The 11,722-nt window shown below is 71.0% G+C and carries 11 protein-coding genes and 1 tRNA gene; 6 read left to right on the plus strand and 6 right to left on the minus strand.

Features of this window, described 5'->3' with window-relative positions; translation table 11 throughout:
* Window positions 1-217: 217 nt before the first annotated feature.
* The 4 genes from I8D64_RS10715 (at window position 218) to I8D64_RS10730 (ending at window position 4,044) form a co-directional block, all read left to right on the plus strand.
* Complete coding sequence (locus I8D64_RS10715) at window positions 218-997, plus strand: SDR family NAD(P)-dependent oxidoreductase (RefSeq protein ID WP_200502592.1); 780 nt, start codon at window positions 218-220, stop codon at window positions 995-997.
* Between the two features lie 2 nt (window positions 998-999).
* On the plus strand, window positions 1,000-1,857 hold the full coding sequence (locus tag I8D64_RS10720) for a lysophospholipid acyltransferase family protein (protein WP_200502594.1): 858 nt from the start codon (window positions 1,000-1,002) through the stop codon (window positions 1,855-1,857).
* Complete coding sequence (locus I8D64_RS10725) at window positions 1,857-3,581, plus strand: FAD-binding oxidoreductase (RefSeq protein ID WP_200502596.1); 1,725 nt, start codon at window positions 1,857-1,859, stop codon at window positions 3,579-3,581. The genes I8D64_RS10720 and I8D64_RS10725 overlap by 1 nt, the downstream gene beginning before the upstream one ends.
* 73 nt (window positions 3,582-3,654) lie before the next feature.
* Window positions 3,655-4,044 (plus strand): hypothetical protein, encoded by a 390-nt coding sequence (locus I8D64_RS10730; RefSeq protein ID WP_200502599.1) that lies wholly within the window; start codon window positions 3,655-3,657, stop codon window positions 4,042-4,044.
* 32 nt (window positions 4,045-4,076) lie between these two features.
* Here I8D64_RS10730 and I8D64_RS10735 read toward each other — a convergent pair whose 3' ends face one another.
* Both I8D64_RS10735 and I8D64_RS10740 read right to left on the minus strand, forming a co-directional pair.
* The gene (locus tag I8D64_RS10735; protein WP_200502601.1) at window positions 4,077-5,186 is read right to left on the minus strand and encodes an alpha/beta hydrolase; all 1,110 of its coding nucleotides are present in this window, start codon (window positions 5,184-5,186) and stop codon (window positions 4,077-4,079) included.
* Window positions 5,187-5,284: 98 nt separating this feature from the next.
* Window positions 5,285-6,439 (minus strand): alpha/beta hydrolase, encoded by a 1,155-nt coding sequence (locus I8D64_RS10740; RefSeq protein WP_200502602.1) that lies wholly within the window; start codon window positions 6,437-6,439, stop codon window positions 5,285-5,287.
* Between the two features lie 422 nt (window positions 6,440-6,861).
* On the opposite strand from I8D64_RS10740, the gene I8D64_RS10745 reads away from it, so the two are divergent.
* Together I8D64_RS10745 and I8D64_RS10750 are read left to right on the plus strand one after the other, a co-directional pair.
* Window positions 6,862-7,650: a ThuA domain-containing protein gene (locus I8D64_RS10745; RefSeq protein ID WP_200502611.1), complete on the plus strand. Its 789-nt coding sequence runs from the start codon at window positions 6,862-6,864 to the stop codon at window positions 7,648-7,650.
* Entirely contained in the window at window positions 7,640-8,872 is a 1,233-nt protein-coding gene (locus I8D64_RS10750; protein WP_343068542.1) for a Gfo/Idh/MocA family protein, read from the plus strand. The genes I8D64_RS10745 and I8D64_RS10750 overlap by 11 nt, the downstream gene beginning before the upstream one ends.
* 65 nt (window positions 8,873-8,937) lie before the next feature.
* Here I8D64_RS10750 and I8D64_RS10755 read toward each other — a convergent pair.
* The 4 genes from I8D64_RS10755 to I8D64_RS10770 form a co-directional block, all read right to left on the minus strand.
* Window positions 8,938-9,013: transfer RNA gene (locus I8D64_RS10755), tRNA-Arg, on the minus strand.
* Window positions 9,014-9,139: 126 nt separating this feature from the next.
* Window positions 9,140-10,285 (minus strand): LppM family (lipo)protein, encoded by a 1,146-nt coding sequence (locus I8D64_RS10760; RefSeq protein ID WP_200502613.1) that lies wholly within the window; start codon window positions 10,283-10,285, stop codon window positions 9,140-9,142.
* Between the two features lie 127 nt (window positions 10,286-10,412).
* Complete coding sequence (locus I8D64_RS10765; RefSeq protein ID WP_200502614.1) at window positions 10,413-11,255, minus strand: GDSL-type esterase/lipase family protein; 843 nt, start codon at window positions 11,253-11,255, stop codon at window positions 10,413-10,415.
* Window positions 11,252-11,641 carry a cell division protein CrgA gene (locus I8D64_RS10770; RefSeq protein WP_200502616.1) on the minus strand — a complete coding sequence of 130 codons (390 nt, stop codon included), beginning with the start codon at window positions 11,639-11,641 and terminating at the stop codon, window positions 11,252-11,254. The genes I8D64_RS10765 and I8D64_RS10770 overlap by 4 nt, the downstream gene beginning before the upstream one ends.
* Between the last annotated feature and the right edge of the window lie 81 nt (window positions 11,642-11,722).

The following is an 11,722-nucleotide window of genomic DNA, read 5'->3' on the forward strand; positions in this document are numbered from 1 at the left end:
GGCGGCCGACGTCCCGGCCGGGTGGGTCTCCCGGCCTCCGCCCGCCGGCGCGGCGGGCGTGCCCTACCGCGCAGGGGCGCGGGCGGACGTCGTGCACGGTCTCGTCCGACGGTAGCGCATGGGGCCTTCGACCACAGTTCGTCCGCGCTGGTGCGTGACGCGCACGACGGCCCGGACCCCCTCGGTGGGAGCACCTCGCCCATGTATCGTGGCCCGCATGCACAGGGCCCTTATCACCGGTGGGACCGCAGGCATCGGAGCGGCGTTCGCCAGGGCCTTCGCCCGGCGCGGCGTGGCCCTGGTGCTCGTGGCCCGTGACGACGCGCGCCTCCAGCAGGCCGCCGCCGAGCTGCGCACGAGCCACGGCGTCGAGGTCGAGACCCTCGTCGCCGATCTGGCCGATCGGGACGACCAGCAGAAGGTCGCCGACAGGCTCGAATCGACCGACGCCCCCGCCATCGACGTGCTCGTGAACAACGCCGGGTTCTCCGTGCGCGCCTCGCTGCTCGATCCCGACCTGAGCGAGCACGACCGCGGCTTCGAGGTCATGCAGAGGGCCGTCCTCAAGCTCGGCGGCGCCGCCGGTCGCGCGATGAGCGCGCGCGGCGAGGGCTGGATCATCAACATCGCGTCCGTGAGCGCCTTCATCACGCAGAACAACTACACGGCCATCAAGGCCTGGGTGACCAACTACTCCGAGTCGCTGAGCGTGCAGCTCGAGGGCACGGGCGTGCAGTCCACGGCAGTCACCCCGGGCTGGGTGCGCACGGAGTTCCACCAGCGCGCCGGCATCCGCGGCTCCTCGATCCCCGGGTTCCTCTGGCTGGACGCCGACGACCTCGCCGAGCAGGGCCTGAAGGACGTCGCCAAGGGGAAGGCCGTGAGCATCCCCGGCGGCCGCTGGAAGCTCATCACCGCGCTGCTGCGCTCGCTGCCCCGCCCGCTCGTGCACCGCCTCAGCTCCCTGCTCAGCTCGCGGCGCAGCAAGGAGCGCTGAGCATGGCAGGCAACCAGCCGGAGAAGGCGGACGAGCCGACGAGGGCGGAGAAGCCCGCGAAGGCGGACAAGCACGCCAAGGCCGACAGGTCGGCGCAGAATCCGCGCCACGACCAGTCCGTCTCCTCGCGCCTGCGCAGCCTCGGCTGGGATCCTCTGGACGAGGACACCCGCAAGTACCGCTCGCGCGCCCGCGCGGCCCTGCGCTTCGTGCTCCAGCGCGGGCTGTTCCGCGGCCTGGTGCGAGCCAACGTCACCCAGACCGTGACGACCGCGCGCCGCGTGAAGGCGGTGCGCGGGCCGTTCGTCCTGGTCGCGAACCACACGAGTCACCTCGATGCTCCGATGCTCGCCGAGGGGCTGCCCTGGGCGCAGGCCCGCTACCTCTCCACGGGCGTGGCCGCGGACTACTTCTTCCACGTCTGGTACAAGCGTCTGTTCGTGCGCCTCCTGTTCAACGCGTACCCGATCGATCGCGACGGCTCGCGCAAGAACTCCGGCTTCTCCCGGCGTCTGCTGCGCAGCGGCGTCCCGATCCTCGTGTTCCCCGAGGGCGGGCGGCAGAAGACCGGCACCATGGGGGAGTTCAAGCCGGGCGCCGCGGCGCTCGCCTCGAGCGTCGGCGTCCCGATCATCCCGGCCGCCCTCGTCGGCGGCTACGAGGCGATGCCCAAGGGCCGCAGCTGGCCCAAGCCCGGTCGCCCGCCGGTCGGCGTCGTCTTCGGCGACCCGATGATGGCCCGCGACGGCGAATCCGTCGTCGACTACATGGAGCGTGTGCGCGCGGCCGTGGTCGACCTCTACGACACCAACTACGAGCAGATCCTGGGCCCCCGCACGGGACCCCGGGAGGAGCACTGATGACCGCATCGCATTCCGCAGCCGATCTCACGGCGGCCGACGTCACCCGGCACAAGTGGTGGGGGTGGGGCATGGACGACGTCCGCTTCCGCTTCGACAACAAGCCCGCGTTCGCGCCGCTCGCGAAGAACAAGATCGGCGTGGATCTCGAGGCGATCACCCAGTTCGACGATCCCGAGCTCGCCGATCACGAGGTGCCCGCGGGGCGTCTGGGCGACGCCGAGCGCGCAGCGATCGTGGGCCTCGTGGGCGAGGCGAACGTGCGCACGGACGACGAGTACCGGGTGCTGCACTCCTTCGGCCGCTCCCTGCCGGACCTGTTCCACGTGCGCTCGGGCGATTTCGACCGCCTCGTCGATGCCGTGGTCTATCCCGGTGGCGAGGAGGAGGTCGCGGGCCTTCTGCGCCTGGCGATCGAGAAGGACCTCGTGCTGATCCCCTACGGCGGCGGCTCCTGCATCTCCGGCTCGGTCACCCCCGACCCGGCCGAGCAGCGCCCCGTGATCACCGTGAACCTGGGCCGCATGCGCCAGGTGCTCTCGATCGACGACACTGCGGGACTCGCGACCGTGCAGGCCGGCGTCTACGGCCCCGACCTCGAGGAGCAGCTCGCCGCCGAGGGCTGGACGATGGGCCACTTCCCGGACTCCTTCACCTACTCGACGCTGGGCGGATGGGCCGCGACCCGCTCCTCGGGCATGCAGTCCGACAAGTACGGCGACATCGAGGACATCGTGCGCGGCATGCGCGTCGTGCACCCCGAGGGGACCGTCGTCACCAACCCGATCCCCGGCCGCGACTCCGGTCCGAGCGTCCACGAGATGATCCTGGGCTCCGAGGGCCGGATGGGCATCATCACCGAGCTCACCGTGCAGGTGCACCGCCTGCCGCAGGTGCGCCAGGTCATCGCCTACATGTACCCCGACTGGGAGCACGGCATCCGCGGCATGCATGCGATCGCCCGCTCGACCGACGTCTCGCCCACCTTCACCCGCCTCTCCGACGGCCCCGAGACCGAGTTCAGCCTCGCCATGGTCAAGGAGCCCACCTCGACCAAGGGCAGGGTCGCCGCGAAGGTGCAGGACGGCCTCTTCGCCTACCTGCGCTCCAAGGGCTGGGACACGAGCGAGGAGATGAGCATCTCCTACGTGTGCTTCGAGGGCACCAAGGAGACCGTCGAGCACCAGAAGTCCGTCGTGAAGAAGCTGGTCAAGGGCGCGGGCGGCATCACGCTGGGCGCCGGACCGGGTGCGATCTACGACCAGAAGAAGTTCGACACCCCCTACCTGCGCGACTTCCTGCTCAGCTACCAGGTGTTCGGCGACGTCTGCGACACCGGTGCGACGTGGTCGAACATCAACGAGGTCCACGCGAAGGTCTACGAGGCGTTCTACGAGGCGCAGCGGAAGCAGGGACTGCCCGGCTTCATGTTCTGCCACATGTCCCACAGCTACCACTCGGGCGCCTGCCTCTACTTCACCTTCGCCCTGAAGTACACGAGCCCGGACAAGGCGCTCGAGCAGTACTACAACGCCAAGCGCGCCGTGCAGCAGGCCTTCGTGGACCTGGGCTCCACGGTCTCCCACCACCACGCCGTGGGCACCGAGCACCAGCCCTGGCTCACCGAGGACATCGGCGAGCTCGGCGAGCACATCATCGAGGGACTCTTCGCGCAGAACGATCCCGGCCGGAACCTCAACCCCGGCAAGGTCGTCACGCCCTGAGGGCGGGCGGGACACGCCGTCCCTCCGGTGACGCGCCCGTCGGCCCACGCCCGCGTCGAGCGGAAGGGTCGGCATGAGTGACGTGCGCCTTGCGCTCTCGTGCGGGCCCTCGCGAGCGCGCGACCTCCTGCTCTCGCAGCTGGTGGCCGACGGATGGCGCGTGCGCGACGGGTGGCGCGTGCGCGCCCGGCCCGACGACGACGTGCGGGCGCTCCTCCTCGAGCGCGGGTCCATCCGGCGCAACGTCCTGCTGGGAGGCCTCGCGGGACGCGGCCAGCACCTCGAGATGCGGATCGACGTGCGCTCTGACGAGCCGGGGAGCCTCGCCGTCTGCTCGTGGTCCGATGCGAGCCCGCGAGCGCTCGGCGGCGTCCTCGGTCAGCGCCGTGCCGAGCGCACCATGCGACGAACGGTGGCCGCCCTGCGCGGGTTCCTGGCCGACGAGGGGCTGTTGCGCACGTAGCCCTGCGCGCAGCGGCGCCCGTCGTCGACCGATCAGGCCCGGAGCGCGGCCATGATCCCGGGCAGGTCCTCCGCGAACGCCCGGTTCCAGGTGTCCCAATCGTGCTCATGGCCCGGCCAGACGGCGAAGTCGTGCTCGATCCCGGCAGCGTCCAGGGCGTCGTGGAAGTCCACGTTCGTCGGCTTCACACCGATCTCGGTGACGTCGGCCTGGATCTTCGCGATGGACAGCCCCAGCTGTGCGGCGATGTCGGGCGCCGCCTCGATGATCTTGTGGAGATCCGGGTTCAGGCCGTCGCCGCAGCGCAGGAACAGTCGCTTGCCCCGGTACCGCTCGACGTTCGAGAGCGGGTCGTACTGGAAGCGCACGTCGGACGCGGGCCAGCCCCACACCGCACCGGGAAGGTTCGTGGTCTGCCAGTAGCCGTTCTGCGCATCGGCGAGAGGGGCGAGCGCGATCGTCGCGTCGACGCCCGGTGCGGTGACGTCGGCCGGTCCGGAGTAGGCGCTCACGGAGAGGAAGCTGCTGTCGTACTTCTGGCCCAGGGCGAGCGAGCCGAACCCTCCCATCGACAGTCCCGCGATCGCCATCCGCGAGGGATCCGTGCGGAAGCTGTCATGGACGAAGGGCAGCACCTGCTCGATGATGAAGGTCTCCCAGTTCGCCTCGAGGCCCGGTCGGGGGAAGTTCGCGTTCGAGTAGAAGGATCCGCCTCCGCCGTCGGGCATGACGACGATGACGTCCTGGCCGGCGGTGGCCCCGACCGCGTTCCCTCCGCGCTCCGTCCAGTCCAGGAACATGCCCCAGCCCCCATGCAGGAGCAGCAGCACGGGGTAGGTCCGCTCCGTGTCGGCGTACCCCTCGGGAAGCATCACGCGGAACGAGGGCGGGAAGGTCTTGACCTGGTCGGTGCTGACGCGGAAGTCGATCGAGCGCTTGGACGGCACCGGGGCGGGGAAGCCGCTCTCGAAGCGCAGACCGTGCGAGGCGGTGTAGGCCCCGGGGTCGAACGGGTCGGTTCCGGTCGCCTGCGCGGCGGGGGCGGCGGCCATGCTTCCCGCCGTCGTCATCGCGGCGGCCGCGGCGGTTCCCGCGAGCATCGTGCGGCGCGAGGGGCGGTGGGCGTGGGTCTGGTGGGTCATCGTCTCTCCTGAGGAGTGTGAAGTCTGGAGGGTGGAGTGTGGAGCGTGGCGTGCGGCCGTGCGGGCGCCGTCGGCGCCGCTGGGCGCGGGGGCCCCGCTCAGGCCTCGAGCGCCTGCATGATCCCGGGGAGGTCCTCGGCGAAGTTCTCGCGCCAGAGGGTCCAGTCGTGGGTGCGGCCCTTGTCCATGCGGTAGTCGTTCTCGATGCCCGCTGCGCTCAGCGCGCCCGCGAACCGCTCCATGTTCGGGTGCACGGGTCCCTCGATCACGTCCCCGCCGATCGTGTCCGCCTTCCGACGGATCTGGTCGAGCAGATCGCCGTGGCCCTGGAGGGCGGCGACGAAATCGATCCAGTTGCCGTCGCCGCTGCGGAGGAACATGCGCTTGCCGCGGTAGCGCTCGATGTTCTCGATCGGGTCGTAGGTCGAGGCGATCGGCGGAGCGAGGGACGGGCCCCAGGTCGCGCCGGGGCCGTTCGCGGTGGCGGGGTACTTGCAGGCGTCGAAGATCGGGCAGGCGAGGATCGTGAAGGCGACGAGCCTGCCGTCGTCCGTGTCCAGGCGGCAGTCGCCGGGGCCCGAGTAGGAGCTGATCGAGGTGAAGAGGTCCTTGTACTTCTGCCCGAGCGCGAGCGCGCCCCAGCCGCCCATCGAGAGCCCGGCGATCGCCATGCGCGTCGGGTCGGTGCGGAAGCTGTCGTGCACGAAGCCCAGGACCTGCTCGATGATGAAGGTCTCCCACGCGGCCTCGCGGCCGGGCAGCGGTGCATTGGCGTTGGAGTAGAACGAGCCGGCGCCGCCGTCGGGCATGACGACGATGACGTCCTGGTCCTCCGTGCGGGAGATCGCCTGGCCGCCTCCGCCGCCGTCGCCGCCGGACTCGCCGGTGTCGTCGGCGGACCACTGCGTGAAGTCCCCTCGGCGCCCGTGCAGCAGCAGGAGCACGGGATAGTCGCGGTCCGGCTCGTCGGCGTACCCGGCGGGGAGCGCCACGCGGAACGACGGCGGGAAGGTGCGGATCTTGGGGGCATGCACCCGGAAGTCGATCGAGCGCCATTCGGGGATGGCGACCGGGAAGCCGTCGACGAACGTGAAGCCGTGGGACGCCGTGTACGCCGAGGGGTCGTAGGGGTCGCTCACGGCGGCCCGTGCGGTGGACGGTGCGGCCAGCGGCGCCGCCATCAGGCCCGTGGCGGCGGCGGTGCCTGCGAAGAGGGCACGACGGGAGGGGCGAGCAGCGGACGAGTGGGTCATCGGATCTCCTGTGATCGGTGCACGAGAAGCCGTGGCCGGGCCGGAGACCGCCGCGCGAGCGCACCGACGCCGTGCGCCCGTCCGCTGCGGCCCGAAGAGCTCGCCGGGGGCACCGTCAGCCTGCACGTGCCCTGGACAGGGGCGCAAGGGTCGCTGGTTGCCGCGGCATGTCGGGATGGGCGGGCCGGGATCGGGGTCTCCGGGCGGGGACCGGGGTCAGGATCGGGGCCGGAACCGGCGGGCCGCGTCCCACCCAGGGGACGGCCCGTGCACCGAGGGGGCCGCGCGACCCTACGATGGTGACCACGTGGGAACGGAGCTGTGACGCAGACGCGCTGCCGCAGTCCCCGGCGGGAACGACGCCCGTACTCCACCCTGCAGATCGACTGCACCCCACCACCATGAGACGAAGGAGTCGCGCGATGACCCTGCGCATCACCGTGTTCGGCGAGAACCGGCACGAGAAGGTCGACGAGAGAGTCCAGGAACTCTACCCCGAGGGCATGCACACCACGATCGCGGGTGCGCTGACCAGCACGCTCGGGGCGCTCGGCGAGGACGTCGACGTGCGCGTCGCCCTGCTCGACGACATCGAGGAGTCCCTCAGCGAGGAGGTCCTCGCGAGCACCGACGTCCTCACCTGGTGGGGCCACATGGCCCACGACGACGTGCCCGACGAGGTCGCCGAGCGCGTGGTCCGCCACGTGCGCGAGGGCATGGGCTTCCTGCCTCTCCACTCCGCGCACTATTCCAAGCCGTTCCGCCTGCTCATGGGCACCACCTGCAACCTGCTGTGGCGCAACGACAACGACGAGGAGCGGGTGTGGACCGTGAGCGGCTCCCACCCGATCGCCCGCGGCGTGCCGCACCCGATCGTGATCCCCGGCCAGGAGATGTACGGCGAGATGTTCGACATCCCCGCGCCCGACGAGCAGGTCTTCATCTCCTCCTTCAGCGGGGGAGAGGTGTTCCGCTCGGGCTGCTGCTTCTACCGCGGCAAGGGACGCATCTTCTACTTCAGCCCCGGCGACCAGGAGTACCCCGTCTACCACCAGGCGGAGATCCAGCGCGTGCTCGCCAACGCCGCTCTCTGGGCCCGTCCCCAGGAGGACCGCGAGCGCGCCGCGATCAAGATCGCCAACGCTCCGCGGGACTGGTTCCGCGAGGGCACCCGCACCGCCGAGGGCGAGGAGATCACCCGTGTCATCTGATCTGCGCGAGAGCACGGCGGCCGACGGGACGCGCGCGGAGGCGAGCACCTCGGACGCCGTCGCCGATCCCAACGCCGCGATCGCGAACTCCGCGGGGCAGCGGCCCCTGCGGGCCGTCGTCGTCGGCGCGGGCGGGATGGGGAAGTGGTGGGCTCGAGTGATCGCCTCGAGCCCGGTGACCGAGCTCGTGGGCGTCGCCGACCTCGTCGAGGGCATGCCCGCGCAGTCCATCGCCCAGTCGGGCGTCGAGGACCCCTCGGCCGTGGCCGTCGGCACCGACGGCGTGGACCTCGCCCTCGAGGTGGGCGCCGACATCCTCATCGACCCGACGGTCCCCGTCGCCCACCACCCGGTCACCCGCAAGGCCCTGCACGCGGGCATCCCGGTGCTCGGCGAGAAGCCGGTGACCGAGACGCTGCCGGAGGCGCTGAGCCTCATGGCCCACTCGGAGCTCACGGGAGTGCCGTTCATGGTCTCCCAGTCGCGTCGGTTCTTCCCGCAGGTGCGGGAGCTGCGGCGCTTCGTCGCCGAGCACGGGCCGACAATCCTGACCAGCGCCTTCTTCAGCCTGTTCACCGAGCACGAGGGCTTCCGCGCCACTCAGCAGCACCCGCTGCTGCGGGACATGGGCATCCACGCCTTCGACACCGCCCGCTACATCACCGGAACGGACCCGCTCGCGGTGACCGCGCACGGCACCAATCCGCAGTGGAGCGTGTACGCGGGCGATGCGACCGTGAGCTGCACCTTCGAGATGAGCGGCGGCTCGCTGTTCGTCTACAACGGCACCTGGAACGCGCGCGGCCTGCCGACCTACTGGAACAGCGAGTGGCGCATCGGGGCCGAGCAGGGGACGGCCACCTGGGACGGGAAGGGTGTGCCGCAGCTCGGCACCGAGGACGAGGAGCGCACCCGCACTCTGCAGTCGGCCCTCGAGCAGGCGCTCGCCGAGCCCGAGCCCGACCAGATCGACGCCTCGATCATCGAGTTCGTGACCGCGCTGCGCGAGGGCCGCACCCCCATGTGCGAGGTGCACGAGAACATCCTCAGCTTCGCGATGGTCGAGGCCGCCGTCGCCTCCGTGGACCGCGGCACGCGCGTGGTCATCGATGAGCTCCTCGAGGAGGCGCGCACCGAGGCGATCGCCGCGGAGGACGATCCCGAGGCCCGCGACATCCTCCGGTCCTGGCCCAGCGTGCGCGAGGCGATCGCGCGCGGCTGAGCGCGAAGGAACCGTGCCCGGACATGCGAAAGGCCCCGTCACCGCAGGTGGCGGGGCCTTTCCGCTGGTGCGCCTGGAGGGATTCGAACCCCCAACCTTCTGATCCGTAGTCAGATGCTCTATCCGTTAAGCTACAGGCGCTCGTCGGCGTGACCGACCTCAGTAATACTAGTCGGCCCCGGTTCGCCGCGCCAATCGAGAGGCCGTGAGCCGCCTCACGGCCTTTCGATTGGCGTCGCGGGTGACCGCGCACCCGCGCGCCGAGCCTCAGCTCTGCGGCGGACGGCTCCACGGCTGCTCGCCGTCGGGCCCCTGCCCCGGCTGCTGTCCCCAGGGCTGCTGGCCCTGCTGGTTCTGCTCGCCCTGCTGGCCCTGCGGGGCCGGAGGCTGGTTCCACGGCTGCTGCTCCGAGGGTGCCTGGGGTGCCGACGGGGCCGACGGTCCGGGCTGACCCTGCTGGCCCTGCTGGCCGGGGGCCTGGTTCCACTGCTCACCCTGGCCGCCCTGCTGCGGGTTCTGGCCCTGGCTCGGGCCCTGGCCGCCGCCCGGGTAGCCGGAGCCGCCGGGGTAGCCGCCGTTGCCGCTGGTCCCGCCGAAGTCACCGCCGTTGCCGAAGCCGCCCGCCGGTCCGCCGAAGCCGCCGGGGCCCGCGCTGTTCTGGGCGTTGTTCCTACGGCGCGAGCGCACCACGAAGAACACGATCAGCGCGATGATGATCAGCACGATCAGCAGCACGACGACCACCGCGACGATGAGGATGATCAGGCCCGCACCGATGCCGCCGGCCTTCGCGGTGATGTCCACGCCCTTGCTCATGTCACCGGCGTCGGTGATCGTGACCGTCTTGCCGTCGACCGTGCCGACGTTGGACTCGATGACCTTGCCCGGGAAGGAGAAGGTGACCGTAAGGTCGAGGTCGCTCGCGGTGAATCCGCTGCTCGAGGGGTCGAAGGAGGAGTCTGGCGAGATCTTCAGGTGCAGCTCTCCATCGCTCTCGTCGATCGCGAAGCCCGACCCGAAGTCCTTCTTCTCGACGGTGCCGGAGATCTTGCAGCCCCACATGTCGTCCTCGGTGTAGGGCTTCCACGTCGCCTGGCCGAACTCGCCGGAGTCCTCGTCCTCGAGGCCCTTGCACAGCTCGTCGGCGGAGCTGAACTCGCTCTCGACGTAGGACTTCTCGACGGCCATGTCGAAGTCGAGGTCGTAGCTGTCCGCGCTGGTGATGTCGAAATCCGCGGTCACCCGTGCGCAGCCGGCCACGAGCAGGAGGAGAGGAAGGAGGAGGAGCGCGGCGAGCCGTCGCCGCAGGGAGAGGGAGTGCATGGTGGCCCCGTTGTCGAAGGAGGTGTGCGGCGCGGAGACCCCGCGCCTGCGGGCCGCCGACCAGTGCGCTCGGTGCAGCCCGTTGCCCATACCCTAGATGCCCTCGTGCGGGAGCGCAGTGGGGAGAAGTACCCATCGGGCGGCGGAGCGGCGGAACCTCGTCGCGACCCGCCTGCGCAGGACGGCGACGTCCGTCGGCCCGCCGTGTCTCCCGGACCTACCGGTCGGAGGCGGAGGTGCCGGGAGGCATGGGGCGGCCGAAGACCGGTGCGGCCGACGGCCTCTTCGGCCGCACCGCATCGCCCGATGACTGCCGGCGCAGACGGCGCACCACCCACGGCCCGAAGTGGACCCGTGCCCAGTGCAGGTCCTGCTGGCGGGCTTCGCGCCACGGGAGCGCGGTGGGGTCGCCCAGGTCATGGGGCTGCAGCGTGTGCTCGACGCCCAGGGTGTCCAGCACGTGCGCGGCGATCGTCAGATGCCCCTCGGGGGAGAAGTGCAGGCGGTCCTCGGCCCACATCCCCTCGTGCGTGAGCGATCGCAGCGACCACAGGTCCACGACCGCGGCGCCGTGGCGCTGCGCGATCGCGCGCATGTTCTCGTTGTAGATCGCGGTGCGCCCGCGGATCAGGTGGAACACGGGCGTGGAGCCGACATCGGGACCGGTCCACAGGACGATGGTCGCGCCGGTCTCGGCGAGGCGGCCGACGGCCGTGTCCATCGCGGCGGCGATCTCGTCGGGGTCGCGCCCGCGGATCACGTCGTTGCCGCCGGCGAAGATGCTCACCAGGTCCGGCTCGAGCGCGACCGCGGGCTCGATCTGCTCGTCGATGATCTCCTGGTAGAGGCGCCCGCGGATCGCGAGGTTCGCGTACTCGAAGCCCGGGACCGAGCGGCCCAGCTCCTCGGCGACGCGATCGGCCCAGCCGCGATGGCCGCCCGGAGCATCCGGGTCGGGATCGCCGATGCCCTCCGTGAAGGAGTCGCCGAGGGCGACGAAGCGGTGCCAGGGCTGAGCGGGTCCGGTGCCGTGGTCCGGGAGCGGCCGGGGAGTGCTCACTTCCAGAACATGAGCGTGACGCCGCCCATGGCGAGCGCGCCGAAGCCCACGAGCAGGTTCCAGTCGCCGATCGGGAGCGGCAGCGTCGCGCTCGAGAGGTAGTAGGTGACCAGGTAGATCAGGCCCACGATCAGCAGGACCACCGCGACCGGGGCGATCCAGTTCGGGGTGACCGCGGGCGCGGCGACGCGGCGGCCGCGGCCCGTGCTCTCGGCGGCCGGCCGACGGCGCTCGGAGATCGCGTCCTTCGCCTTCTCATGGGTCTCGTCGGTCGAGGGCTTCTCGGCCCTGCTGCGCTTCAGGGGCTCGGATCCCGCGTCGCCCGCGGCGCGCTTCGCGGGATCCGCGTTCTTCCGGTCGCGATTGCTGCGCTGGGTTGCCGCCATGCGATGCTGCTCCGTTTCCGACGGGGGACGAGGTCAGGGGAAGTGATCAGAGGGGGGATGCCGACTCCAGGGTATAAGGCC

Source organism: Brachybacterium halotolerans (genome assembly GCF_016623465.1).
GTDB classification, from domain to species: Bacteria; Actinomycetota; Actinomycetes; order Actinomycetales; family Dermabacteraceae; genus Brachybacterium; species Brachybacterium halotolerans.

Bases quoted from the DNA above. Each gene is read 5' to 3' on its own strand.
- I8D64_RS10730 (WP_200502599.1), top strand. From the start codon at position 3,655: ATGAGTGACGTGCGCCTTGCGCTCTCGTGCGGGCCCTCGCGAGCGCGC.
- I8D64_RS10745 (WP_200502611.1), top strand. From the start codon at position 6,862: ATGACCCTGCGCATCACCGTGTTCGGCGAGAACCGGCACGAGAAGGTC.
- I8D64_RS10715 (WP_200502592.1), top strand. From the start codon at position 218: ATGCACAGGGCCCTTATCACCGGTGGGACCGCAGGCATCGGAGCGGCG.
- I8D64_RS10725 (WP_200502596.1), top strand. From the start codon at position 1,857: ATGACCGCATCGCATTCCGCAGCCGATCTCACGGCGGCCGACGTCACC.
- I8D64_RS10770 (WP_200502616.1), bottom strand. From the start codon at position 11,641: ATGGCGGCAACCCAGCGCAGCAATCGCGACCGGAAGAACGCGGATCCC.
- I8D64_RS10740 (WP_200502602.1), bottom strand. From the start codon at position 6,439: ATGACCCACTCGTCCGCTGCTCGCCCCTCCCGTCGTGCCCTCTTCGCA.
- I8D64_RS10720 (WP_200502594.1), top strand. From the start codon at position 1,000: ATGGCAGGCAACCAGCCGGAGAAGGCGGACGAGCCGACGAGGGCGGAG.
- I8D64_RS10760 (WP_200502613.1), bottom strand. From the start codon at position 10,285: ATGGGCAACGGGCTGCACCGAGCGCACTGGTCGGCGGCCCGCAGGCGC.
- I8D64_RS10735 (WP_200502601.1), bottom strand. From the start codon at position 5,186: ATGACCCACCAGACCCACGCCCACCGCCCCTCGCGCCGCACGATGCTC.